Annotated in this window: 18 protein-coding genes; 12 read left to right on the top strand and 6 right to left on the bottom strand. The window is 68.9% G+C overall.

Annotation, left to right across the window (positions count from 1 at the left end):
* Positions 1 to 2: 2 nt before the first annotated feature.
* On the bottom strand, positions 3 to 3,941 hold the full coding sequence (gene hrpA / locus RIN18_RS02550; protein ID WP_309102375.1) for an ATP-dependent RNA helicase HrpA: 3,939 nt from the start codon (positions 3,939 to 3,941) through the stop codon (positions 3 to 5).
* 61 nt (positions 3,942 to 4,002) lie between these two features.
* Between hrpA and RIN18_RS02555 the strand changes: the two genes are divergently transcribed.
* The 4 genes from RIN18_RS02555 (at position 4,003) to RIN18_RS02570 (ending at position 8,714) form a co-directional block, all read left to right on the top strand.
* Positions 4,003 to 5,196, top strand: a complete 1,194-nt coding sequence (locus RIN18_RS02555) for a heparan-alpha-glucosaminide N-acetyltransferase domain-containing protein (RefSeq protein WP_309102376.1) — start codon at positions 4,003 to 4,005, stop codon at positions 5,194 to 5,196.
* A 72-nt stretch (positions 5,197 to 5,268) separates the two neighbouring features.
* Positions 5,269 to 6,105 carry an aldo/keto reductase gene (locus tag RIN18_RS02560; protein WP_309102377.1) on the top strand — a complete coding sequence of 279 codons (837 nt, stop codon included), beginning with the start codon at positions 5,269 to 5,271 and terminating at the stop codon, positions 6,103 to 6,105.
* Positions 6,106 to 6,129: 24 nt separating this feature from the next.
* A complete protein-coding gene (locus RIN18_RS02565) occupies positions 6,130 to 7,932 on the top strand; it encodes a thioredoxin domain-containing protein (RefSeq protein WP_309102378.1) in 1,803 nt (600 codons plus the stop codon).
* Positions 7,933 to 8,057: 125 nt separating this feature from the next.
* Entirely contained in the window at positions 8,058 to 8,714 is a 657-nt protein-coding gene (locus RIN18_RS02570; protein WP_309102379.1) for a phosphotransferase, read from the top strand.
* Between the two features lie 94 nt (positions 8,715 to 8,808).
* Here the strand turns inward: RIN18_RS02570 and trpS are convergent, their stop codons facing one another.
* Positions 8,809 to 9,861, bottom strand: coding sequence for a tryptophan--tRNA ligase (gene trpS, locus RIN18_RS02575; RefSeq protein WP_309102380.1), 1,053 nt, complete (start codon positions 9,859 to 9,861; stop codon positions 8,809 to 8,811).
* Positions 9,862 to 10,174: 313 nt separating this feature from the next.
* On the opposite strand from trpS, the gene RIN18_RS02580 reads away from it, so the two are divergent.
* The 3 genes from RIN18_RS02580 to RIN18_RS02590 are packed head-to-tail and all read left to right on the top strand — an operon-like array spanning position 10,175 to position 13,180.
* Positions 10,175 to 11,302: a histidinol-phosphate transaminase gene (locus RIN18_RS02580; RefSeq protein ID WP_309102381.1), complete on the top strand. Its 1,128-nt coding sequence runs from the start codon at positions 10,175 to 10,177 to the stop codon at positions 11,300 to 11,302.
* Positions 11,299 to 12,687, top strand: coding sequence for an amino acid permease (locus tag RIN18_RS02585; protein WP_309102382.1), 1,389 nt, complete (start codon positions 11,299 to 11,301; stop codon positions 12,685 to 12,687). Before RIN18_RS02580 ends, RIN18_RS02585 begins: the two co-directional genes overlap by 4 nt.
* A 4-nt stretch (positions 12,688 to 12,691) precedes the next feature.
* Positions 12,692 to 13,180 carry an Lrp/AsnC family transcriptional regulator gene (locus tag RIN18_RS02590; protein ID WP_309102383.1) on the top strand — a complete coding sequence of 163 codons (489 nt, stop codon included), beginning with the start codon at positions 12,692 to 12,694 and terminating at the stop codon, positions 13,178 to 13,180.
* Between the two features lie 7 nt (positions 13,181 to 13,187).
* Here RIN18_RS02590 and RIN18_RS02595 read toward each other — a convergent pair whose 3' ends face one another.
* Positions 13,188 to 14,741: a phospholipid carrier-dependent glycosyltransferase gene (locus RIN18_RS02595; protein ID WP_309102384.1), complete on the bottom strand. Its 1,554-nt coding sequence runs from the start codon at positions 14,739 to 14,741 to the stop codon at positions 13,188 to 13,190.
* Positions 14,742 to 14,776: 35 nt separating this feature from the next.
* On the opposite strand from RIN18_RS02595, the gene rsmI reads away from it, so the two are divergent.
* From rsmI to RIN18_RS02615, 4 genes are read left to right on the top strand one after another with little or no spacing between them, the layout of a single operon-like run.
* Positions 14,777 to 15,598: a 16S rRNA (cytidine(1402)-2'-O)-methyltransferase gene (gene rsmI, locus RIN18_RS02600; RefSeq protein ID WP_309102385.1), complete on the top strand. Its 822-nt coding sequence runs from the start codon at positions 14,777 to 14,779 to the stop codon at positions 15,596 to 15,598.
* On the top strand, positions 15,595 to 16,242 hold the full coding sequence (locus RIN18_RS02605) for a class I SAM-dependent methyltransferase (RefSeq protein ID WP_309102386.1): 648 nt from the start codon (positions 15,595 to 15,597) through the stop codon (positions 16,240 to 16,242). Before rsmI ends, RIN18_RS02605 begins: the two co-directional genes overlap by 4 nt.
* Positions 16,243 to 16,300: 58 nt before the next feature.
* The gene (gene metG / locus RIN18_RS02610) at positions 16,301 to 17,878 is read left to right on the top strand and encodes a methionine--tRNA ligase (protein ID WP_309102387.1); all 1,578 of its coding nucleotides are present in this window, start codon (positions 16,301 to 16,303) and stop codon (positions 17,876 to 17,878) included.
* Between the two features lie 46 nt (positions 17,879 to 17,924).
* Positions 17,925 to 18,803: a TatD family hydrolase gene (locus tag RIN18_RS02615; protein ID WP_309102388.1), complete on the top strand. Its 879-nt coding sequence runs from the start codon at positions 17,925 to 17,927 to the stop codon at positions 18,801 to 18,803.
* A 2-nt stretch (positions 18,804 to 18,805) separates the two neighbouring features.
* Here the strand turns inward: RIN18_RS02615 and RIN18_RS02620 are convergent, their stop codons facing one another.
* From RIN18_RS02620 to RIN18_RS02630, 3 genes are read right to left on the bottom strand one after another with little or no spacing between them, the layout of a single operon-like run.
* Positions 18,806 to 20,068, bottom strand: a complete 1,263-nt coding sequence (locus RIN18_RS02620) for an MFS transporter (protein WP_309102389.1) — start codon at positions 20,066 to 20,068, stop codon at positions 18,806 to 18,808.
* A 9-nt stretch (positions 20,069 to 20,077) separates the two neighbouring features.
* Complete coding sequence (locus RIN18_RS02625; protein WP_309102390.1) at positions 20,078 to 20,773, bottom strand: SRPBCC domain-containing protein; 696 nt, start codon at positions 20,771 to 20,773, stop codon at positions 20,078 to 20,080.
* Positions 20,766 to 21,347, bottom strand: a complete 582-nt coding sequence (locus RIN18_RS02630) for a winged helix-turn-helix domain-containing protein (RefSeq protein ID WP_309102391.1) — start codon at positions 21,345 to 21,347, stop codon at positions 20,766 to 20,768. The genes RIN18_RS02625 and RIN18_RS02630 overlap by 8 nt, the downstream gene beginning before the upstream one ends.
* Before the next feature lie 74 nt (positions 21,348 to 21,421).
* Between RIN18_RS02630 and rsmA the strand changes: the two genes are divergently transcribed.
* The gene (gene rsmA / locus RIN18_RS02635; RefSeq protein ID WP_309102392.1) at positions 21,422 to 22,264 is read left to right on the top strand and encodes a 16S rRNA (adenine(1518)-N(6)/adenine(1519)-N(6))-dimethyltransferase RsmA; all 843 of its coding nucleotides are present in this window, start codon (positions 21,422 to 21,424) and stop codon (positions 22,262 to 22,264) included.
* The last annotated feature ends 18 nt before the right edge of the window (positions 22,265 to 22,282 follow it).

Genomic DNA, 22,282 nt, shown 5'->3' on the forward strand with positions numbered 1-22,282 from the left:
TCTCACCGCCCGGACAGCACCTTGGTGATCCGCTGCGGTGAGACGGTCTGGGCGGTGCCGAGTCGCTGTGCGAACAGGCTCACCCGGTACTCCTCCAGGAGCCACCGCGCCTCCGCGATCGCCGGCGGCGCGCCCGGCTGCAGCGGAACGGTGCCTCCGGCATCGGCATACAGCTGTGCCATCCGCTCGTACTCGCTCATCCGCGTGCGGTCTTTGCCCGGCGCGTCCGCGAGGGTCCTCAACCGGTCGAGCATCGCCTCGAGATAGCGCGGCACATGCGACAGGCGTTCGAGACCGGTCGCCGAGACGAACCCGGGATACAGGAGGCCGGCCAGCTGCGTGCGGATGTCGTTCAGCGGACTCAGCAGGGCGAGGGAGTTCTCGGACCGGATGCCGCGCTCCACGTCTCTCGCCTTGGTGAGGATGCGGGCGACGAGGGAGACGCAACCGAAGAGCTCATCCACCAGCGCTGACGAGACGGCATCGCGTAGACGCGTGAACTCCGCCTCGGTGCGGACGACGCCGCCGGGATGCGCCCGTTCGATGAGATCGCGGACCACGGCGCGGCGGCAGTCCTCGATCAAGGCAGCCGCCGACGGGTACGGCGACGTCGCGAGCGCGAGCTTCTCCTGGCTTGTCAGATGCTCCTGCACGTATGGGACCGGGGAGGCGACGCCGAGGAGCACGAGCCGCAGCACGCCGTCGCGGGTGGCGGTCGCGGCGGCATCCGCGGTCGCCTCGACGCGGATCGAGACCGTCTTGCCGTTGTCGATGATCGCCGGATAGCCCCGCACGACGCCGCCGGCGACCCTCGTGTCGAGCACTTCGGGGAGCTCTCCGAAGGTCCATGAGGTCAGCCCGTCCTGTTCGATCGGCCCCCGCACGGCCGCGGCGATCGAGGTCGCGGCCGACGCAGGTTCGGTGCTCCCGCGGGCGGGCGCGGCGATGGAGCGTGCCACGCTGCTGCGGGCGCGGTCGGCGAGCTGAGCCTGCAGCGCACCGAGATCTCGGCCGGAGCCGACCACGCGGCCGCGTTCGTCGACGGCACGGAAGTTCATGCGAAGGTGCGCGGGCACGCGTTCGTCGTCGAAGTCACTCGCCGACACGAGCTGATTGGCCAGCGGCTGGATCAGCCGGGCGAGCGCGTCCTTCAGGGAGCGCGGCGGCACCCCGCCGTGGGACTCGGGGCCGGCCTCGGCGAGTTCGCTGCCGAACCTCTCCGCCCAGTCGGCAGCCGGAACCACGTGCCGGCGGATCGCCTTCGGCAGCGCCCGCAGCAGTGCGGTGATGAGCTCGGCGCGAAGGCCGGGCACCTGCCAGTCGAAACCGGTGTCCTGCACCTGGGCGAGAAGGGCGAGCGGGATGACGACGCTGACCCCGTCGTCGGTCGCGCCCGGCTCGAAGCGGTACGCGAGCCCCAGCACCTGGTCACCCTGCGTCCACCGGGTCGGGAACTCGCTCTGATCGGAGCGTCCGTCGTCTTCGAGGAGATCTGCCTCGCGCATGACGAGCAGCTTCGGTGTCGCGGCGAGCGCTTCGCGCCACCACTTCTCGAACGACCGCACATCGAAGACCTCGGCGGGGATGCGCTCGTCGTAGAAGCGGAACACCGCTTCGTCGCCGGCGAGGATGTCGCGACGCCGTTCACGCTCTTCGAGCTTCTCGAGGCGGCGGCGCAGCTCGGCGTTGCTGCGCCAGAACGCCGTCACCCGCTTGTCGATCCGGCTCGGGTCCCATTCGCCCTCGACGAGCGCGTGCCGCACGAACAGCTCTCGCGACGCCGGGCGATCGATCCGGGCGAACTGCACTCGGCGTCGGGGGATGATCTCGACACCGAAGAGGGTCACCTTCTCGAAAGCGACGGCGGCACCGGCATCCTTCGACCAGTGCGGCTCCGACACCTGCCGCTTGGCGAGGTCGCCCGCGAGTGGTTCGGCCCAGGCGGGATCGATGGCCGCGACCACCCGCGCGAAGGTTCGCGAGGTCTCGACGATCTCGGCGGCCATGACCGCCCGTGGCGCTTTCCTGCGCAGACTCGACCCCGGGAAGATCGAGAAGCGGATGCCGCGTGCGCCGCGGTACTCGGCGATCCCGCGCCGGGCGGTCGACTCCTTCGCCGGCGCGCGCGCCGTGCCGCTCGCCGCCGTGCGCTCGTCGATGAGCCCGATCTGCGAGAGCAGGCCGGACAGCAGGGCTCGGTGCACGGCGTCGGGATCGGCCGTGCCGCCGGAGTCATCGATGCTGATCTTGGCGCCGGACAGCAGCGATCGCAGCTGTCGATGCACGTCGAACCATTCCCGCACCCGCACATAGTTGAGGTGCTCGGCGCGGCACAGTCGGCGAAACGCGCTGGAGCCGAGCTCGCGCTGCTGCTCCCGCAGGTGGTTCCACAGGTTCAGCAGGGTGAGGAAGTCGCTGGTGGGGTCGGCGAATCGGGCGTGCAGTCGGTCGGCTTCCTCCCGGCGCTCCTCCGGTCGCTCCCTGACGTCCTGAATGGAGAGGCCTGCGACGATCGCGAGCAGGTCACGCGCCACGCCGCCGCGCCCTGACTCGATCAGCATGCGGGCGAAGCGCGGGTCGATGGGGATGCGCGAGATGTCGCGCCCGATGCGGGTCAGACGTGCCGTCGCCGAGCCCGCGTGCGGATCGACGGCTCCGAGCTCCGTCAGCAGGTCGAACGCCGCCTTCACGCCCCGTGAGTCGGGCGGGGTGAGGAAGGGGAACGCCGTGATGTCGCCGAAGCCGAGCGCGAGCATCTGCAGGATGACCGAGGCGAGCGAGGTGCGCAGGATCTCGGGCTCGGTGAACTCCGGGCGCTTGTCGAAGTCCTCCTCGCTGTAGAGGCGGATCGCGATGCCGTCACTGGTGCGCCCGGCGCGCCCGGATCGCTGGTTCGCGGACGCCTGCGAGATCGCCTCGATGGGAAGTCGCTGCACCTTGGAGCGGTTGCTGTAGCGCGAGATGCGCGCGGTCCCCGTGTCGATGACGTAGCGGATGCCGGGCACGGTGAGGCTCGTCTCCGCGACGTTGGTGGCGAGCACGACGCGCCGGCGCACTCCGGCGACCCGGCTCCGCTCGAACACCCGGTGCTGCTCCGCCGACGACAGGCGTCCGTAGAGCGGCAGCACCTCGGTCGGGGAGCGGTCCTTCGCGTACGCGCCGCGCACCGCGTCCGCCGCGTCGCGGATCTCGGCCTCACCCGGAAGGAACACGAGCACGTCGCCGGGCTCCTCGCGGTCGAGTTCACGGAGGGCGGTGACGATCGCCGACACCTCGTCCTCGGGCTCGGCGGTCGCATCGGACGGCGCGGCATCGAGGTCCCCGGCGGTGTCGTCGAGCGGGCGATACCGGATCTCCACCGGGTAGGTGCGACCGGACACCTCGATGATCGGTGCGGGCTTGCCGTCGGCATCCGCGAAGTGCTTGGCGAAGCTGCCCGGGTCGATCGTGGCCGAGGTGATGATGAGCTTCAAGTCGCGGCGCTGAGGGAGGATCCGCGCGAGGTAGCCGAGGAGAAAGTCGACGTTGAGCGAGCGCTCGTGCGCCTCGTCGATGATGATCGTGTCGTAGCGCGTGAGCAGCCGGTCGCGATGGATCTCGTTCAGCAGGATGCCGTCGGTCATGAGCGCGATGCGGGTGCTGTCGGACACCTTGTCGGTGAAGCGCACCTTGTAGCCGACCAGTCCGCCCAGCTCCACCTGCAGCTCCTCGGCGACGCGCTCGGCGATCGTGCGGGCTGCCAGACGACGCGGCTGCGTGTGCGCGATGCGATCCCGGCCGAGGTCGAGGCAGATCTTCGGCAGCTGCGTGGTCTTGCCCGACCCGGTGGCACCCGCCACGATGACCACCTGGTGATCACGGATGGCGTCGGCGATCTCCTCCCTGGCGGCGCTGACAGGCAGCTCCGGCGGGAAGGAGATCACGGCGGGGGTCGCAGACATAGCCCTCCATCGTATGACGCGTTCGGCACCGGTCGCACAGCGCCCGACGTACGATCGTCGGGTGACCACGACAGAGCAGCCGCCGCCCGCGGGCGAGGCGATGCCCGTGGCGTCGCCCGTGAGCCCGCTGGAATGGTTCCGCGACTTCGGACGGCCGCCGCGGATCATGGGGCTCGACATCGCCCGAGGGCTCGCGATCCTCGGGATGGCCGGTGCCCACATCGGGGAGACCACCGATTTCGACTGGCTCGAGCCCGGCACGTGGAGCGACGTGGTCAACGGACGGTCGTCGATCCTGTTCGCGGTCCTCGCCGGAGTATCTGTCGCGCTGATGACGGGCAGGTCACGGCTTCCCGATCGCGAGCGGATGCCGCAGCACCGCCTGCGTCTCGTCGGTCGCGGGATGACGATCTTCCTGATCGGCCTCTTCCTCGAGATGCTGAACACGCCGATCGCCGTCATCCTCACCCTCTACGGCGTGCTCTACCTCGCGATGATCCCGTTTCTGCGGTGGCGGCCGCGGCAGCTGATCGCCGCAGCCGTGATGCTCGCGATCATCTGCCCTCCGCTGCTGGCTCTCCTGAACGCGCTCACGCTCGACCCCCGCGGCGCAGGCGTTGATTTCCTCTTCTACGGCTTCTACCCGATCACCGCCTGGCTGGCCTTCGCGTTGGCCGGGATGGCGCTGGGCCGGATGCCGCTGGAGCGCGCCGGCACCGCCGCTGCGACGCTGGTCGTGGGCATCCTGCTCGCCGTCGCCGGGTACGGGCTCGGCGCGATCGGCGCCGCGTTCGGCGTCGCCGGTGGGCCGGGGACCTCCGCGTCATCGAATCGGGCCAGCGGCTGGGAGACGTACGCCGACGCGCTCGACGCGGCCGACCCCGCGGACGCCGTGCTGCGGGCCGTCTTCGCGGTCGAACCGCACTCGGGTGGGATCGCGGAGCTGATCGGCTCCGGGGGCCTCGCGCTCGCGGTGATCGCGAGCTGCCTCCTGCTGGCACGGCGGTTGCGATGGCTGCTGCTGCCGTTCGCGGCACTGGGCTCGATGCCTCTGTCGGCGTACACGCTCCACGTGTTCGGGATCTTCGTGATGGCGGGACCCGGGGGACTGTTCTCCGACAACGGGATCTGGGGGGTCATGTCGGTGATGCTCCTGGCCGGAGCCACGCTGTGGTCGGCGTTCATCGGGCGCGGGCCGCTGGAGCGGCTGGCGGGCTGGAGCGCCGAGCGGATGGCATCCGCTCCGACCCGCTGAGCGTGTGCGCGACGATGACGCGATGCGTCAACCCCCTGCTCGCGCCGAGATCCGCGGTCTTAGGGTTATCGCATGACGATTCCCACACTCGAACTCAACGACGGCAACTCCATCCCGCAGCTCGGTTACGGCGTCTTCAAGGTGCCGGCGGACGAGACCGAGCGCACGGTGAGCGAGGCGCTCGAGATCGGCTACCGCCACATCGACACCGCCGCCATCTACGGCAACGAGGAGGGCGTCGGTGCAGCCATCGCGAAAAGCGGCATCGCGCGCGATGAGCTGTTCATCACGACCAAGCTCTGGAACGACAGGCACCACGATGACGAGCCGCGCGCGGCCATCACCGAGAGCCTCGACAAGCTGGGCCTGGAGCGGGTGGACCTGTATCTGGTGCACTGGCCGACGCCGGCCAAGGACGATTACGTGCATGCCTTCGCGAAGCTCGTCGAGCTGCGCGAGGCAGGCCTTGCGCGCAGCATCGGCGTGTCGAACTTCCTGGTGCCTCACCTGCAGCGTGTCGTCGACGAGACGGGTGTCGTCCCCGCCGTCAACCAGATCGAGCTGCACCCCGCCTACCAGCAGCGCGATGTGGTCGCCTGGGCGGATGAGAACGGCGTCCGCATCGAGGCGTGGGGTCCCCTCGGTCAGGGCAAGTACGACCTCTTCGGCGCACCCGCCGTCGCCGACGCCGCGGCAGCGCACGGTGTCACCCCCGCTCAGGCGGTGCTGCGCTGGCACCTGCAGAAGGGGGTCATCGTCTTCCCGAAGTCGGTGCGCGCCGAGCGCCTTCGCGAGAACCTCGACGTCTTCGGCTTCACGCTCACCGATGCCGAGGTGGCGGCCATCGACGCTCTCGATCCGCTCGATGGATCGGGCCGCGTCGGCTCGCACCCGGACGAGGTGAACTGAGCCCGGCAGGCGTAGCGTGAGGGCATGACGAACCGGCTCGCCGAAACGCTCAGCCCCTACCTCCGCGCCCACGCGGACAACCCGGTCGACTGGTATCCGTGGGGGCCGGAGGCGTTCGCCGAGGCAGCGCGGCGCGACGTGCCGCTGCTGATCTCGATCGGTTACTCCACCTGCCACTGGTGCCATGTCATGGCTCGCGAGTCATTCGCCGATCCCGGCATCGCGGCGGTGATCAACGCTGGGTTCGTCGCGGTGAAGGTCGACCGCGAGGAGCATCCCGATGTCGACGGCGCGTACATGGCGGCGGCATCCGCGTTCACCCAGAATCTCGGATGGCCGCTCACGATCTTCGCGACCCCGCGCGGGCGGGCGTTCTTCGCCGGCACGTACTGGCCGCCGGAGGCGAGGCCGCCGATGCCGTCGTTCCGAGATGTGCTGGCGGCGGTCACCGAGGCGTGGACCACGCGCCGCGACCAGGTCGAGGAGTCGGCGGATGCCGTCACCGAGGCGTTGACCCAGGCGGCGGACACCACCCGATCCGACCTGCCCGATCCCGGCGCGATCGTGCGTGCAGCCGAGACGATCGCCGCACGAGAGGATCACCAGTTCGGCGGATACGGCGGTGCCCCGAAGTTCCCGGTCGCGACGACGCTGCTCTTCCTGCAGACTCCGCTCGTGCGCCGTGGCGCACCGGATGCGGCGGCATCGGCCCGCCGAACTCTCGCCGCGATGGCGACCTCGCCGCTGCATGACGAGGTCGACGGGGGTTTCTTCCGCTACGCCACGCAACGCGACTGGAGCGTGCCGCACTACGAGCGGATGCTCACCGACAACGCTCAGCTGATCGATGTGGCACTCGATGCGGGAGACGCGGCCACCGTCCGCGGTATCGCCGAGTTCCTGCTCTCGGTGCTCCGTCGGCCGGGCGGCGGATTCGGTGCTGCTCAGGACTCGGAGTCGTGGATCGCGGGGGAGCGCAGCGAAGGGGGGTACTACCTCCGCTCGGCCGCCGAGCGCGCCAATCTCGAACCGCCGGCCGTCGACGGCAAGGTCATCACCGGGTGGAACGGGATCGCCGTCAGAGCGCTCGCCCGTGCCGGAGCTGTTCTGGGGGAACAGTCGTGGGTGCAAGCCGCCGGCGAGGCCGCGGAGGCGGTTCTGCGCACGAACGTGACGGCGGACGGTTCGATCGTGCGCGCATCCCTCGACGGCAAGCCGTCGCCTGCCGTCGCGGGGCTTGCCGATCTCGGTCTGCTGGCGGAGGGCCTGTTCGCGCTCGCCGCCGCGGGTGGTGAAGCACGGTGGGCGGTGCGCGGCCGGGAGATCCTCGACCGCGCGCTGGCCGGCGTCGAGCCCGACCCCGTGCTGTCTGCGCACGGGGTGGCTTCTTCGCCGGATCAGAGCGACGGTGATCTGCCGTCCGGAGCGTCTGCCGTCGCCGCTGCCGCGCTCGCCGCGTGGCGGCTCGGCGCCGGGGAACGATACCGCGACGCGGCGGCGACGTGGGTCGAGCAAAATGCCGAGCGGGCGCTCGCACAGCCGTTCGCCTACAGCTCCATGCTGCAGGCGGCAGCTGGCCTCGTCGAGCCGCCTCGGCAAGTCGTCGTCGTCACCGCGTACCGATCGAGCGCGCTCGCCGGTGCGGCACTTCGGACCGACGCCGACGTCGTCGCGGTGGTGACTGCGGAGCAGGCCCGGGCGTTCGCGGATGCCGGTTTCGAATTGTTCGAGGGGAAGGGTGAGTCCTCGGAGCGGGCATACGACTGCCGCGCCTTCGTGTGCCGGCTGCCCGTCAGCGACCCCGCCGACCTGCAGCTCGAACGATGACCCGGGCCGCCGATCGGCCTTGTAACGAGGCTGCTCTGGGTGGGTCCGGCGGGGCAGTCGAGACGCCGTTGGACGGCGGCAATATGAGCGCGGTCTCGCGGCTCGGCGATGAGATACGACGGCCGATGGGTCCGTGGTCCCGTAATGTCCATGAGCTTCTCGGCACCCTGCGGCGGGCCGGGATCACCGAGGTGCCTGAAGTGCTCGGCACCACCGCGGACGGACGCGAGCGGTTGTCGTTCATCGAAGGTGTCGTCGGCCACTATCCGTTGCCGCACTGGCTCTGGTCTGACAGCTCCCTCGAGAGCGCTGCGCGGCTGCTGCGACGGATCCATGACGCGAGCGTCATCCACGTACAGACTCGGGAAGGGTGGCGAGGGGCGGCGCGCGAGCCCGTCGAAGTGATCTGTCACAACGATTTCGCGCCGTACAACCTGGTCTTCCGCGATGGCGCGGTGGTGGGAGTCATCGACTTCGACATGGCTGCTCCGGGTCCGCGGCTCTGGGATCTGGCGTATCTCGCCTATCGACTGGTTCCTTTCGTGGAGGACGCTGCCGCCCCACCGAGCATCCGAGATGCGGAGGACGCGCGGCTGGGCGCTCTGTTGACGGCGTACGGCACCGATGCCCCTGCCGAGCGACTCTGGGAGGTCATGGCCGCGCGGCTCGACGCACTCGCCGAACACACCCGCGGCGAGACGGCTCGGAGGCCTGAACTGCTGGGTCACGCCCTCATGTACGAGCGGGACGCGGCGCGACTGCGAGCGCGCTCCGGAGCCTGACCGTCTTCCGGTCGACCGGATGAAAGAAGACAGATGACGGTCATGTGGCCGCGATGAGCGACAAGTTTCTTCTATCAGCGAGCGCGGCGCCACGTCACAGAGCGTTCGCGTACCCCATCCCCATCGCCTCCCGCACCTGATGCAGCGTCGCCTCCGCGATCTCGTTCGCGCACTCATTGCCGCGACGCAGGATGCCGTCCACGAACGCCGCGTCCTGCTCCAGTTCACGGCGCCGCCGTCGGTGGCTGGCGAGGAAGTCGTTCACCGCGTCGGTGGTGATCCGCTTGAGCCGCGCGCTTCCGCCGTCGCCGATCCGGTCCGCCAGCGCCTCCGGAGTCGTACCCAGGCACAGCGACGCCGATTGCAGGAGACCTGAAACGCCGGGGCGCTGGGCCGGATCGAACGTGATGCGGCGCTGCGCGTCCGTCCGCGTGCGCCGGATCGCATCCGCCGTCTGATCCTCGGTCATCGACAGTGAGATCGCGTTGCCGTAGCTCTTCGACATCTTGCGGCCGTCGAGCCCCGGCACCTCAGGGGCCGCTGAGATCAGCGGTTCGGGCTCGGCGAAGACGTCTCCGTATCGATCGTTGAAACGGCGAGCGATCACCCGCGTCTGCTCCACGTGCGGGAGATTGTCCTTGCCGACGGGCACGAGGTTCGCCCTGCAGAACAGGATGTCGGCCGACTGATGCACCGGGTAGGTCAGCAGCAGACCACTCAGCACCCGCCCGGACGCGGCGTACTCCGCCTTGACGGTGGGGTTCCGGTGCAGTTCGGCTTCGGTGACGAGACTGAGGAACGGCACGAGAAGCTGATTGAGAGCGGGAACGGCGGAGTGCGTGAAGATGACCGCCTGCGCCGGGTCCATCCCGGCCGCAATGTAGTCGAGAATCGCGGAGCGGACGTTCGCCTCGATGTCGCCCACGGCGTCCCGGTCGGTGATCACCTGGTAGTCCGCCAGGATGATGAGCGTCTCGACCCCGGCGGCTTGCAGCCGAACGCGCTCACGGATCGTGCCGAAGTAGTGACCGAGGTGCAGCGCGCCGGTCGGGCGTTCACCGGTGAGGACGCGGAATTGCTCGGGGTGCTCGGTGATGCGACGGTTCAGATCGCGTGATCGTGCGGCCGCCGCGGTGAAGGTGTCCATCGTCTGCTCCTCGAAGAAAGGGGCGCACGACAGGTCTCCACACGATGCGGGCCGCCATGCAGCCCGCGAAAACGCGTTATGGGGCTGCTGGTAGCAGCCACCATCCACTCGAAGCGGGAAAACGCATGTCGATGATTCTACGCCGAACGGCCAGCTGAGCAGACTGCATAGTGCGGCTGCACGATACGCCCGCCCATTGCGCGGCATGCGCAGCTTCTGCTGAACCGTTTGCCCAGTGCCCGGCATCCGTTTACTGTTGCCATCGCCGCGAGAACGCCCGCCTCGCCCCTCTCACAGCAAGGATGCTCTGCAGATGCCCCTTCCCGTCCGTCCCGGTCTCGACGCCGTTCCCGCCTACCGCCAGGGGCGGCCCGCTCCCGACGGCGCTTCGAAGCTCTCGTCGAATGAATCGCCGCACCCGCCGCTGCCCTCGGTGATCGCCGCTGTCCAGGACCGCCTCGCCCACATCAACCGCTATCCCGACATGAGCGCGGAGGCGGTGAGGTCCAGGATCGCCGAGCGTCACGGCGTCGCGGCGGAGCAGGTGACGGTCGGGGCGGGTTCGGTGGAACTCGCCGCCCAGCTCATCCACGCCACGGCCGGCGCCGGTGACGAGGTCATGTTCGCATGGCGGTCGTTCGAGGCGTATCCGTCGCTCGTACGCATCGCCGGTGCGACCCCTGTCGCCGTTCCCCTCGATGCCGATCACCAGCACGACCTCGACGCGATGCTCGCCGCGATCACGTCACGCACGCGACTGATCTTCGTGTGCAACCCCAACAATCCGACAGGGACCGTCGTCGGAGCGGACGAGCTGGAGCGCTTCGTCGCGGCGGTGCCCCGCGACATCCTCGTCGTCATCGACGAGGCGTACGTGCACTTCGACCGGTCGGCGTACTTCGACGCGTCCGGCGGCCAGGGTGCAGGCGTCCAGCTCTTCCGCCGTCATCCGCACGTCGCCGTGCTCCACACGTTCTCCAAGGCATACGGCCTAGCAGGGCTCCGCATCGGCTATGCGATCGCGCCGACGGTCATCGCCGAGAATCAGCGCAAGACTGCGATCCCGTTCGGCGTCACCGACCTCGCACAGACCGCCGCGATCGCCTCTCTGGATGCCGCGCATGAGCTCGCCGCCCGGATCGACGACGTCGTCGTCCAGCGCGCACGGTTGTCGGCACTGCTGGAGGCGGCGGGATGGTCTCCGTCGCCTTCTCAGGCGAACTTCGTCTGGGTGCCGTCGGGCCCACGCACCGCGCACCTGGAAGAGCTGCTTCGCGCGGGCGGAGTGATCACGAGGGCGTTCGCCGGCGAGGGTGTTCGCATCTCATCCGGAACGGCCGAGGACATCGACAGGGTCGAGGCGGCGCTCGCCGCAGGCATCCGGATCAGCCCAGCGCAGAACCAGCACGATCAGCACGTGAACGAGGAGGTCCACGCATGACCGAAGTGCCCGCAACCACGACGACGACCAGGGGACTGCACCCGGGCCTGACCCGCCGACAGATCTCGATGATGGGACTCGGCGGCGCGATCGGTGCCGGGCTCTTCGTCGGATCCGGCCAGGCGATCGGGATCGCAGGCCCTGCTGTGCTCATCTCCTACCTCGTCGCCGGCGCCATCGTCGTGCTCGTGATGGCGATGCTCGCCGAGATGGTGGCCGCCCGCCCGAGCTCAGGTGCGTTCAGCTCCTACGCGCAGAAGGCCATGGGGCGCAGCGCGGGCAGTGCCGTCGGGTGGCTGTACTGGATTCAGCTCATCGTCGTCATCGCCGCCGAGGCGACCGGGGCCGCGGGCATCGTCGCCGGATGGATCCCGGCGGTGCCGGCGTGGGTATGGGTGCTCGTCTTCGTCGCCGCACTCACTGCGGTGAATCTGTTCGGAGTGCGCAATTACGGCCGGTTCGAGTTCTGGTTCGCCGCCATCAAGGTTGCCGCGATCATCCTCTTCCTCATCGTCGGCGTCTGCGCGATCATCGGTCTCTTCCCCGGCGTCCCGGCGACGGGCATCGGCAACCTCGTCGACCACGGCGGTTTCGCGCCCCAGGGCATCACCGGCATCGCCGCGGCCCTGCTGATCGTCGTCTTCGCGTTCGGCGGCACCGAGGTCGTCGCGATCGCCGCCGCCGAGTCGGATGACCCCAGCCGCAATATCCGGCGGATCGTTCGCGAGGTGATGGTGCGGATCATCGTGTTCTACATCGGCTCGATCTTCGTCATCGTCGCAGTCCTCCCGTGGAACGCCCCCGAGGTGCTCGACGGACCGTTCTCGGCGGTGCTCGCAACGCTGCGCGTGCCCGGCGTCGACCTGGTGATGTCGCTCATCGTCGTGGTCGCCTTGCTCTCGGCCATGAACGCGAACATCTACGGTGCCTCTCGGATGGCGTTCTCGCTCGGCGAGCGCGGGCTCGCACCGCTGGCGTCCACCCGCACCAGCGACAAGGGCGTGCCGTATGTCGCGGTGCTCGCCTCGGTCGCTTTCGGCTTCGTCACCGTGGCGCTGAACTGGGCCTTCCCGGATGTGATCCTGCCGGCGCTGCTGAACGTCGTCGGCTCGACTCTCCTCGTCATCTGGACGGCGACCACCATCGCGCAGATCGTCTTGCGCCGCCGGGCGGACCGCGCCGGCGAGGAGATGCCGATGCGAATGTGGGGCTTCCCCTGGCTGTCGTGGCTGTGTCTCGTTCTCCTGGTGGCCGTCATCGCCCTCGCGATGATCGATCCGGCAGCGAGGACGCAGCTGCTGTTGACGCTCGCGCTCACGGCAGTGCTCCTGGTGGTCGCGCGGCTCACCCGCGGCGTGTCCCGCCCCGGCGTCGTCCGGGAGTAGGCAGGTGCGCATCGACAAGCTCGACGCCGACCTCATCCGCCTGCTCACGGAGTCGCCGCAGCTGCCGATCCTCGAATGCGCGAGGCGGCTCGGCGTGGCGCGCGGTACCGCGACCTCCCGCCTCGCCCGGCTCCACGAGGCCGGCGTGATCCGGGCGATCGTGCCGCAGGTCGATCCGAGCGGATTCGGGTACGGACTCGTCGCCTTCTGCCTGATCGAGATCGATCAGAAGATCGGACATGACGAGGTCGCCAAGGCTCTGGCGGACGCCGTGCCCGAGATCATCGACATGTACACCGTGACCGGTGCGAGCGACATGCAACTGCGGCTCGTCGCTCGCACGGCGGCGCAGCTGCAGGAGGTGCTCGACCGCGTGGCGCTCGTTCCTGGCGTCGCGCGCACCGCGTCGTCCATCGCGATGCGCACCCACCTCGAGGGCCGAGTGCTGCCGCTCGTCGAGCACGTGTCGCAGCAGCCCGAGTCCTCGCCGTGACAGGCGGTCAGATCCAGCCAGGCATCCAGTTGTGCACCAGCCAGAATCCGTACGGCACGTTCATGCCGGTCCACACCGGATAGAAGAACGCGGAGACCAGCACCGCGAAGGCCAGGAATAGCAGCACCGTGCGCTCTCCCGCCTGCCGTCGGTGCAGCGGAGCGGCGCGTTCCCCGGCGATGATACGCAGCGTCACGGCGAGTGCGATGACGAGGAACGGCATCATCACCACCGTGTAGAACTGGAAGATCGTCCGCTCCGGCAGAAGCAGCCAGGGCACGTACGTCACGGCCACGCCCACCAGCGGGATCGTGAACTCCGGCCCGACAGGCGAGCGATCGATCCATCCGCGCACCAGACGGTAGATCAGGTAGACGGCTGCCGCCACGCCGGCGAACCAGATGAGAGGGTTCGGCAGCGCCGAGACGACGGCGATGCAGTGCTCCACGCCGCATCGGCCGTCCTCGCCGCCGACCCAGACCGCGGTGGGGCGCAGCAGGAAAGGCCACTCCCAGGCCGCACTCGCGTAGGGGTGACCGCGGTTCAGCCCGACGTGGAAGCCGAGGATCGACTGGTGGTAGTTCCACAGGGCGATGAGCGGGTTCGGGTCACTGGTCCGGTCGTAGCCGCCCGCGGTCAGGAGCCACCCGCTCCAGCTGACGAGGTAGACGGCGATCGCCGGCGGCACGAGGAGCAGGAACGAGACCGGACCCTGCCGGAAGGCGGCATCCGTCGGCCAGAACGCCACTCCCACGCGCCGGCGGGCGAGCGCGTCTGTCACCACGACATAGAGCCCGAGTCCTGCGAGCGCGTACAGCCCGGACCATTTGACGGCGGTCGCAGCTCCCAGCGCCGCTCCCGCCGCAATCAGCCAGGGACGCCGCCAGAGAACCGGGCCCCAGAACGGGTCAGGGTCGTCTGTGCTGCGGCGCTCGAGCAGCGGGATGGTGCGCCGTCGATCGAAGAGCACGAAGAGGAAGCCGAGCAGGACGAAGAAGGTGAGCGAGCCGTCGAGCAGCGCGGTGCGGCTCATCACGATGCTGAGCCCGTCGATCGCGAGCAGCATCCCCGCGATGGTGGCCACGACGATCGAGCCGGTGAGGTGACGCGCGACCAGGTAGACCAGCAGCACGGTTCCGGTGCCGAGCAGCGCCGTCGTCAGGCGCCATCCCTCGCTGACTCCCGGCCCTCCGATGGCCATCCCGAGCGCGATGATCCACTTGCCCAGCGGCGGGTGCACGACGAAGGCGGCTTCCGTGTCGAGCGGCAGCGGGTCACCCGAGGCGAATGCCTGGTTCGCCCCGTCCTCCCAGGTGCCCTCGTAGCCGAGTGTCCACAGTGACCAGGCGTCCTTGACGTAGTAGGTCTCGTCGAAGGCGAGTTCGTGCGGGTGACCGAGGTTCGCCACGCGCAGCACGAGCGCCAGCGCCGTCACGACCAGCGGAGCGAACCAGCGCAGCATCGGTCCCCAGTCCGGGTCGAGCAGCACGCGATCGCGCAGCTGGCCGAAGCGCGTGAGCCGTTCCCCCGGAGGGGGCAGCAGAGGCAGGGGCGCGGTCACCGCTCCAGACTAGACAACCGACATAGGCTGGGCGGGTGATCATCCTCGCCGCCACCCCGATCGGCAATCTCGGCGACGCGTCACGCCGGCTCGTCGAGGTCCTCGAGAACGCGGAGATCATCGCCGCGGAGGACACCCGCACCACCCAGCGCCTGCTGCAGGCGCTGAAGATCGAGAACAGGCCGCGCCTCATCGCCCTCCACGATCACAACGAGAAGCAGAAGGCGGGCGAGATCGCCGCTCTCGCCGTGGATCAGGACATCGTCGTGCTCAGCGATGCCGGGATGCCGGCGATCAGCGACCCAGGCTACGGACTCGTCGCCGAGGCCGTGGCGCAGGGCGTCACCGTCACCGCGATCCCGGGTCCGAGCGCCGTGCTCATGGCGCTGGCGATCTCGGGGCTCCCCACCGACCGGTTCACATTCGAGGGGTTCCTGCCGCGCAAACCCGGCGAGCGGCGCTCCATGCTGCGGGCGCTCGCAACGGAACCGCGCACCATGGTGTTCTTCGAATCGGCGGCGCGCCTCGCCTCGTCACTCGCCGACATGGGCGTGGCACTCGGTGACGACCGCCGCATCGCGGTGTGCCGGGAGCTGACGAAGCTGTACGAAGAGGTGCGTCGGGGCACGGCATCCGAACTCGTGTCGTGGGCCGAAGGCGGCGTCAAGGGCGAGATCGTGGTCGTCGTCGAGGGAGCGCCCCGGCGAGACGCGTCGCCCGACGACGCGCTCGCCCAGGTGCAGACCCTCGTCGCCTCAGGCATCCGCCTGAAGGATGCCGCGGCCGAGGTCGCCGCTCTCACCGGCCTGTCGTCCCGGGATCTGTATCAGGCCGCGCTGGCCGCCCGCGTCCGATGACCGACGCCGGCGCTGTAGGGGCCGACGAATCGTCAGCCGACGCAGCGGTCGCTGCCGCGTACGATGACCGCGCGAAGGAATACATCGCGCTGGGAAGCCGGATCGATCAGATGGATTCCTCCGATCGAGGTGCCGTCGCGCGCTGGCGCGATGGCACCAGTGGGGTGCTGCTGGATGCCGGTTGCGGTCCCGGTCATTGGACGGCGTTCCTTCACGACGGTCACCGTGACGTGGTCGGAATCGACCTCTCGGCGCGTCTGCTCGCGCGTGCCCGCGCCGAGTATCCGCACCTCTCGTTCGCTCACGGTTCCTTTCGGCACCTTCCGTTCGCTGAGGAGTCGATCGGCGGGATCCTCGCGTGGTACTCGCTGATCCATCTGCCTCCGGCCGACGTGCCGGGGGTGCTCGTGGAGTTCGCGAGGGTGCTGGCTCCAGGCGGGGGACTTCTGCTCGGCTTCTTCGATGGGGAAGCCGGGGAGAGTTTCGAGCATGCCGTCGCTCCCGCGTGGTTCTGGTCGGCGGATGCTCTGGACGCCCTGCTCCGCGACGCGGGATTCGCTCCGGTCTCGGGCGAGCGGCGAGACCGCGGCCCGGGTGAGATGAGCCGCCGCCCGCACGGCGCCGTCACGGCGACATTGCGCTGAGCGGAACCCCGCTCGACTGCGCGTAACCAGGGCCCGCGTCCCACCTAGAATTGACCGCATGCCCGCAGGCGAATCGTTCTACATCACCACGCCCATCTATTACCCCTCCGACGTGCCTCACATCGGTCACGGGTACACGACGGTGGCCGTCGACACCCTCGCGCGGTGGCACCGCCAGGCGGGGGACGACACCTGGATGCTCACCGGAACGGACGAGCACGGGCAGAAGATGCTGCGAGCCGCCGCCGCCAACGGCGTGACGCCGCAGGAATGGGTCGACAAGCTCGTCAGTGAAGCCTGGTTCCCGCTGCTGGAGACCCTCGATGTCGCCAACGACGACTTCATCCGCACCACGCAGGAGCGGCACGAGACGAACGTGCAGACGTTCTTCCAGCGCCTCTACGACCGGGGCTACATCTACGCCGGCGAATACGAAGCGCTCTACTGCGTCGGATGCGAGGAGTTCAAACCCGAGTCCGAGATCGTCGACGGCACGGGTCCGTTCGAGGGACTGAAGGTCTGCGCCATCCACTCGAAGCCGCTCGAGTTGCTGCAGGAGAAGAACTACTTCTTCAAACTCAGCGAGTTCCAGGACCGCCTGCTCGAGCTGTACAAGAGCGTGCCCGACTTCGTGCGACCGGACTCGGCGCGCAATGAAGTCGTGTCATTCGTCAGCCAGGGTCTCAAGGACCTGTCCATCTCGCGCTCCACGTTCGACTGGGGCATCCCGCTGCCGTGGGACGAGTCGCACGTCATCTACGTGTGGGTCGACGCCCTGCTCAACTACGCCACGGCCGTCGGCTACGGCTCCGACGACGAGACCTTCGCGCGTCGCTGGCCGGCGTATCACGTGGTCGGCAAGGACATCCTGCGCTTTCATGCCGTCATCTGGCCGGCGCTGCTCATGGCCGCGGGCCTCGAAGTGCCCAAGGGCGTCTTCGCGCACGGCTGGCTGCTCGTCGGCGGAGAGAAGATGTCGAAGTCGAAGCTCACCGGGATCGCGCCCACCGAGATCACCGACGTCTTCGGATCCGACGCCTACCGGTTCTACTTCCTCTCCGCCATCGCGTTCGGCCAGGACGGCTCGTTCTCCTGGGAGGATCTGTCGGCGCGCTATCAGGCCGAGCTCGCGAACGGGTTCGGCAACCTCGCCTCGCGCACGATCGCGATGATCGAGAAGTACTTCGAGGGCGTCGTGCCCGCGGCATCCGACTACAGCGAGCAGGACCTCGCGATCCAGAAGATCGTGGCCGAAGCCGCGACAGCGGCGGATGTTGCGATCGGCCAGTTCCGCATCGACGAGGCGATCTCGGCGATCTGGACGATCGTGGACGCCCTCAACGGATACATCACCGAGAACGAGCCGTGGGCGCTCGCCCGCGATGAGGACAAGCGCGACCGCCTCGGCGCCGTGCTCTACACGTGCGCCGACGGTTTGCGTGCCCTCGCCGTGCTGCTGTCTCCGGTGATGCCACAGGCGACCGAGAAGCTCTGGGTGGCCCTGGGAGCGCCCGAAATCCTGGGAGCACTGCAAGACCAGCCCATCCGCGAGGCGGGCGGTTGGGGAGTGCTGCCATCGGGCACGAGCGTGAAGGCGCTCGCGCCGCTGTTCCCGCGTGTGGAGTCCACCGCCTGACCCCGCGCACCGTGCGGGACGGGTGAACAGAGCGAGCGGAGGCGCGATGGCGGAGACGTACGTGCAGCAGAGGTCGGGAGACGGCCGCAAGGATCTGCGGTACCCGCCGGCTCCTGAGCCGCTCGCCGTGCCGGTGTACGACAACCACGCCCACCTCGAGATCCTCGACGGAGACGAGCCGCTGTCGCTCACCGAGCAGCTCGATCGCGCCGCCGCCGTGGGCATCGCAGGCGTGGTGCAGGCCTCCGGTGACATCGAGTCCTCGCGATGGGCGGTGGATGCAGCGGCATCCGACCCGCGCGTTCTCGCCGCTGTCGCCATCCATCCGAACGATGCGCCCGTGTATGCGCAGGCCGGGCGGCTCGACGAGGCGATCTCCGTCATCGACGAGCTCGCAGCCCACCCGCGCACGCGTGCGGTCGGCGAGACCGGCCTGGACTTCTTCCGCACGGGCCCGGAGGGTCACGACGCGCAGTTCGCGTCGTTCGAGGCGCACATCGCGCTGGCGAAGAAACATGGCGTGGCCATGCAGATCCATGACCGCGATGCGCATCAGGCGGTGCTCGAGACGCTCGCGCGCGTCGGCGCTCCGGACAGGACGGTGTTCCACTGCTTCTCCGGTGATGAGGCCATGGCGAGGACCTGCGCGGATGCCGGCTACTACCTCTCTTTCGCCGGGAACGTCACGTTCAAGAACGCCCAGAATCTGCGCGACGCGCTGGCGGTGACGCCGATCGATCGGATCCTCGTCGAGACGGATGCACCCTTCCTCACGCCGGTACCGCTGCGCGGTCGGCCGAACGCGCCGTACCTTGTGCCGATCACGGTGCGTTTCATGGCTGCGGAACTCGGGGTCGACGTGGACGACTTCGCCGCGCAGATCGCCGCGAACACGTTGGCGGTCTACGGCCCGTTCGCCGGCTGAGCTCAGACGTCGTCGGGCACCGGCCGGTCCTCGGCGACCGGCCGCGCATTGACGATCTGTGAGATGGGCTTCCACACCACGGCCAGGGTGATCGCGGCTCCGGCGAAGGCGAACCACCAGGGCGCTGTCAGCCCCCAGATCTGAGCGATCACGCCTCCGAGCGCCTGGCCGATGATCATGCCGCCGAAGACGCCGACCATGTTCACCGATGCCACGCGGCCCTGCAGTTCGGCGGGGACGAGCCGCTGACGCACCGTGGTCGAGATAGTGCCCCAGACGAAGGCATACGTGCCGAACACGACCATGATGATCAGCGCCACCCAGCCTGCGGTGGTGAGCGCGAAGGCCAGGTGCATGAGCACTTCGAGCGACAGTGCGACCCGCATGAGGGTGGCGAAGGAGACGTGCCGCTCCAGCCAGCCGAAGCTCAGCGTCGCGAGGATGCCGCCTGCCGCTGAGGCAGTGGTGAGCATGCCGTAGCCGACGGCACCCATCTGAAGGTGCTCGGTGGCGTAGAGCACGAGCACGCCCCAGGGGGCCGCCCACGTCACGTTGAAGAGCAGGATGATCAGCACCAGCATCCGCACCGGCGGGTTCTGCCACAGCCAGCGCAGTCCCTCGGCGATGTCGGTGTGCACCGGCGGGTGCGCACCCGTCTCACGCGGCGGCACCGGTGTCTTCGCCATGCGCGAGATGAGCAGGACGGCGAAACTCACGCACAGCACTTCGACCAGGAAGGGCCAGGCGGCCCCGGCCGCGAAGAGGAACGCGCCGATCGGCGGCCCGGCGAACTGATTGGCGACCAGATACCCCGCCTGCAACCGGGCATTGCCGACCCCGAGATCGGCCGGTCGCACGAGCATGGGGAGGAGCGTGCTTCCCGCGGTGTCGACGAAGACTTCGGCAGTGCCGTAGAGGAAGGCGACGGCCAGGACGATCCAGATGTTGGCGGTACCGGTGACGAGGAAGACGCACAGTGCTGCCAGCACGACCGCGCGGGCGGCATTGGCGAACATGACCAGGCGCCGGCGATCGAACCGGTCGGCGATGGCGCCCGCGTGCAGGCCGAACAGAAGCCAGGGAAGGAACTGCAGGACGGCACCGGATGCCACCAGCAGGGGCGACGACGTCATCGAAGCGATGAGCAGGGGTGCGGCGGCGAGCGCGACGCCGTCACCGACGTTGCTCGTCCATGAGGACGCCAGCAGCCACCGGAAGTCCCGCCCCATCCGCCGGGGCGCGATCAGTTCACCGAGGGAAGGCACCAGAGAAGACTACGACGTCGACGGCTGGACCGTGCCGCGCCACCATTCGTCCCAGCGTGCGCTGAGCGCCGAGCGGAGATCCTCTTCGAGGTCATAGAGGCTGAGCAGTGCCATCCCGTGCCGGGTCTCTGGCACGTGGCTCAGCACCAGCAGGCCGTGATTCCATCCGTCCACGGCGAGGCCGAGCTGGTGGTCGGAGCGGAAGCGGACGCGGCCGGTCGCCTGCTCGCCCGGCAGCGGCAACGCGAACTCGTCCCCGGGCCGGAGGTTTTGCGCGGACAGCGCTGTGAGGGGAGAGACGCCGACAGCTCCTCGGAGCAGGATCGTGCGGCGTTCGTCGTGCGGATGGACCTCGACAGCGAACCGGAGCTGCTCGATGAACGTGATCCAACCCTCGGTGATGTCGTCGTAGTAGCGGTCCCAATCGGGGTCGTCGGCGGGCGCCGCCCTGGTCAGGGTGACGCGCGTCCCGCCTTCGACGGGCTCGAGATCGATTCGGTCCCCGCCGTTGAGCAGGATCCCCTGATCGTCCGTCTCGACGTCTGTGAAATAGATCAGGTCGATCTCCTGGTCCAGCCCACCGTCGGCACCTCCCTCGAACTCCCAGCCATGCCACTGCCGGATCCTGTCCCTGTCTCTGAGGGCGTTCCACACGACGCTCGGGGGTGCCGCCACGGTGACCTGGATCTTGGGAACCTCAGACATCTTCCACTCCTTCATCTCTCGGCGTTCTCGGTGCGGGATGCGCTCCCGCGATCAGTCGATAGGGCCGGCCTTGCTCAGAGTCGAAAGCCTCGACCGTGCGGCGCACCGCGTCGCTCAGCGCGTCGGCGAAGCGCGACAGATCGCCGGGCTCGGCGAAGCGCACCTCCGCCTCGATCGTGAAGGTCAAGAGCCGCTTTCCCGCCGTCTCCGCCTCGGCATGCATCCGCGCGACGTCACGGACGGTGCCCGCTGCGACCCCCACCAGATGTTCGGCTGCGTAGTGGTCCTGGATGTCGTCGAACGCACCGCCGAGCACCGCCGGGTCGACGACCAGCGACGCATGGGTCGCGCGGAAGACCCGTTCGGTGAAGCCTCGGCGCTGCCGCTCTTCGAGCAGCTCGACGAGTCCGGACCGCTCGAGTTGCTTGAGGTGATAGTTCACCCGCTGCCGGGGCAATGAGAGCTCCTCGGCCAAGCGGCTCGCCGAGGAGGGTTCGCGCAGCAGCGCGAGCAGCCGGAGACGGAGGGGTGACAGTGCTGATCGCACCTGCTCGGGCGTTTCCAGGAACCTCATGCTCCGATCCTCACAATTGACAGTTCTATTTGTCAATAGTCAGCGGACAAGCGGTGGTGGGAGAGAATGGCAGGATGACAGTCACCCTGCTCGGCGCTTCCGAGATCCGCCGCCTCGCCGCCGAGCTCGACGTCACCCCCACGAAGAAGCTCGGCCAGAACTTCGTCGTCGATGCCAACACGGTGCGCAAGATCGTGCAGGCGGCCCGTGTGCAGCCGGGCGAGCGGGTCGTCGAGGTGGGCCCAGGGCTCGGCTCCCTCACGCTGGCGATCCTCGAAGCGGGCGCCGCCGTCACCGCGGTCGAGATCGATCACCGCCTCGCGGCACGCCTGGAGCAGACCGCGCTCGAGCACGGAGTCGACCCGGAGATGCTCACCGTCGTCGATGCCGATGCCCTTCGCATCACCGAACTGCCGGGGGACCCCGCCGTGCTCGTGGCTAATCTTCCCTACAACGTCTCGGTGCCGGTCCTCCTGCACTTCCTCGAGAATTTCAGCTATCTGCGGCGGGGCGTGGTGATGGTGCAGGCGGAGGTCGCCGAGCGCATCGCGGCGAAACCGGGGTCGAAGATCTACGGCGCGCCGAGCGTGAAGGCTGCCTGGTACGGCGACTGGCGACTCGCCGGCACCGTGTCGCGTCAGGTCTTCTGGCCGGTCCCCAACGTCGACAGCCTGCTGGTCGCGTTCGACAGGGCTCTCGAGCCGCGCGGCACGGAGGAGGAGCGCAGGCGGACGTTCAGCATCGTCGACGCCGCGTTCAACCAGCGCCGGAAGATGCTTCGCCAGGCGCTGTCCGGCCTGTTCGGCAGCTCCGCCGCCGCCTCGGAGATCCTCATCGCGGCCGGTGTCGCCCCGACGGCGCGCGGAGAGGACCTCACCGTCGATGACTACCAGCGCATCGCGCAGCATGCGAAGTGACGGACGGGGCTAATCTGG

The sequence above is a fragment of the Microbacterium sp. genome (assembly GCF_031179285.1).
GTDB lineage: Bacteria > Actinomycetota > Actinomycetes > Actinomycetales > Microbacteriaceae > Microbacterium.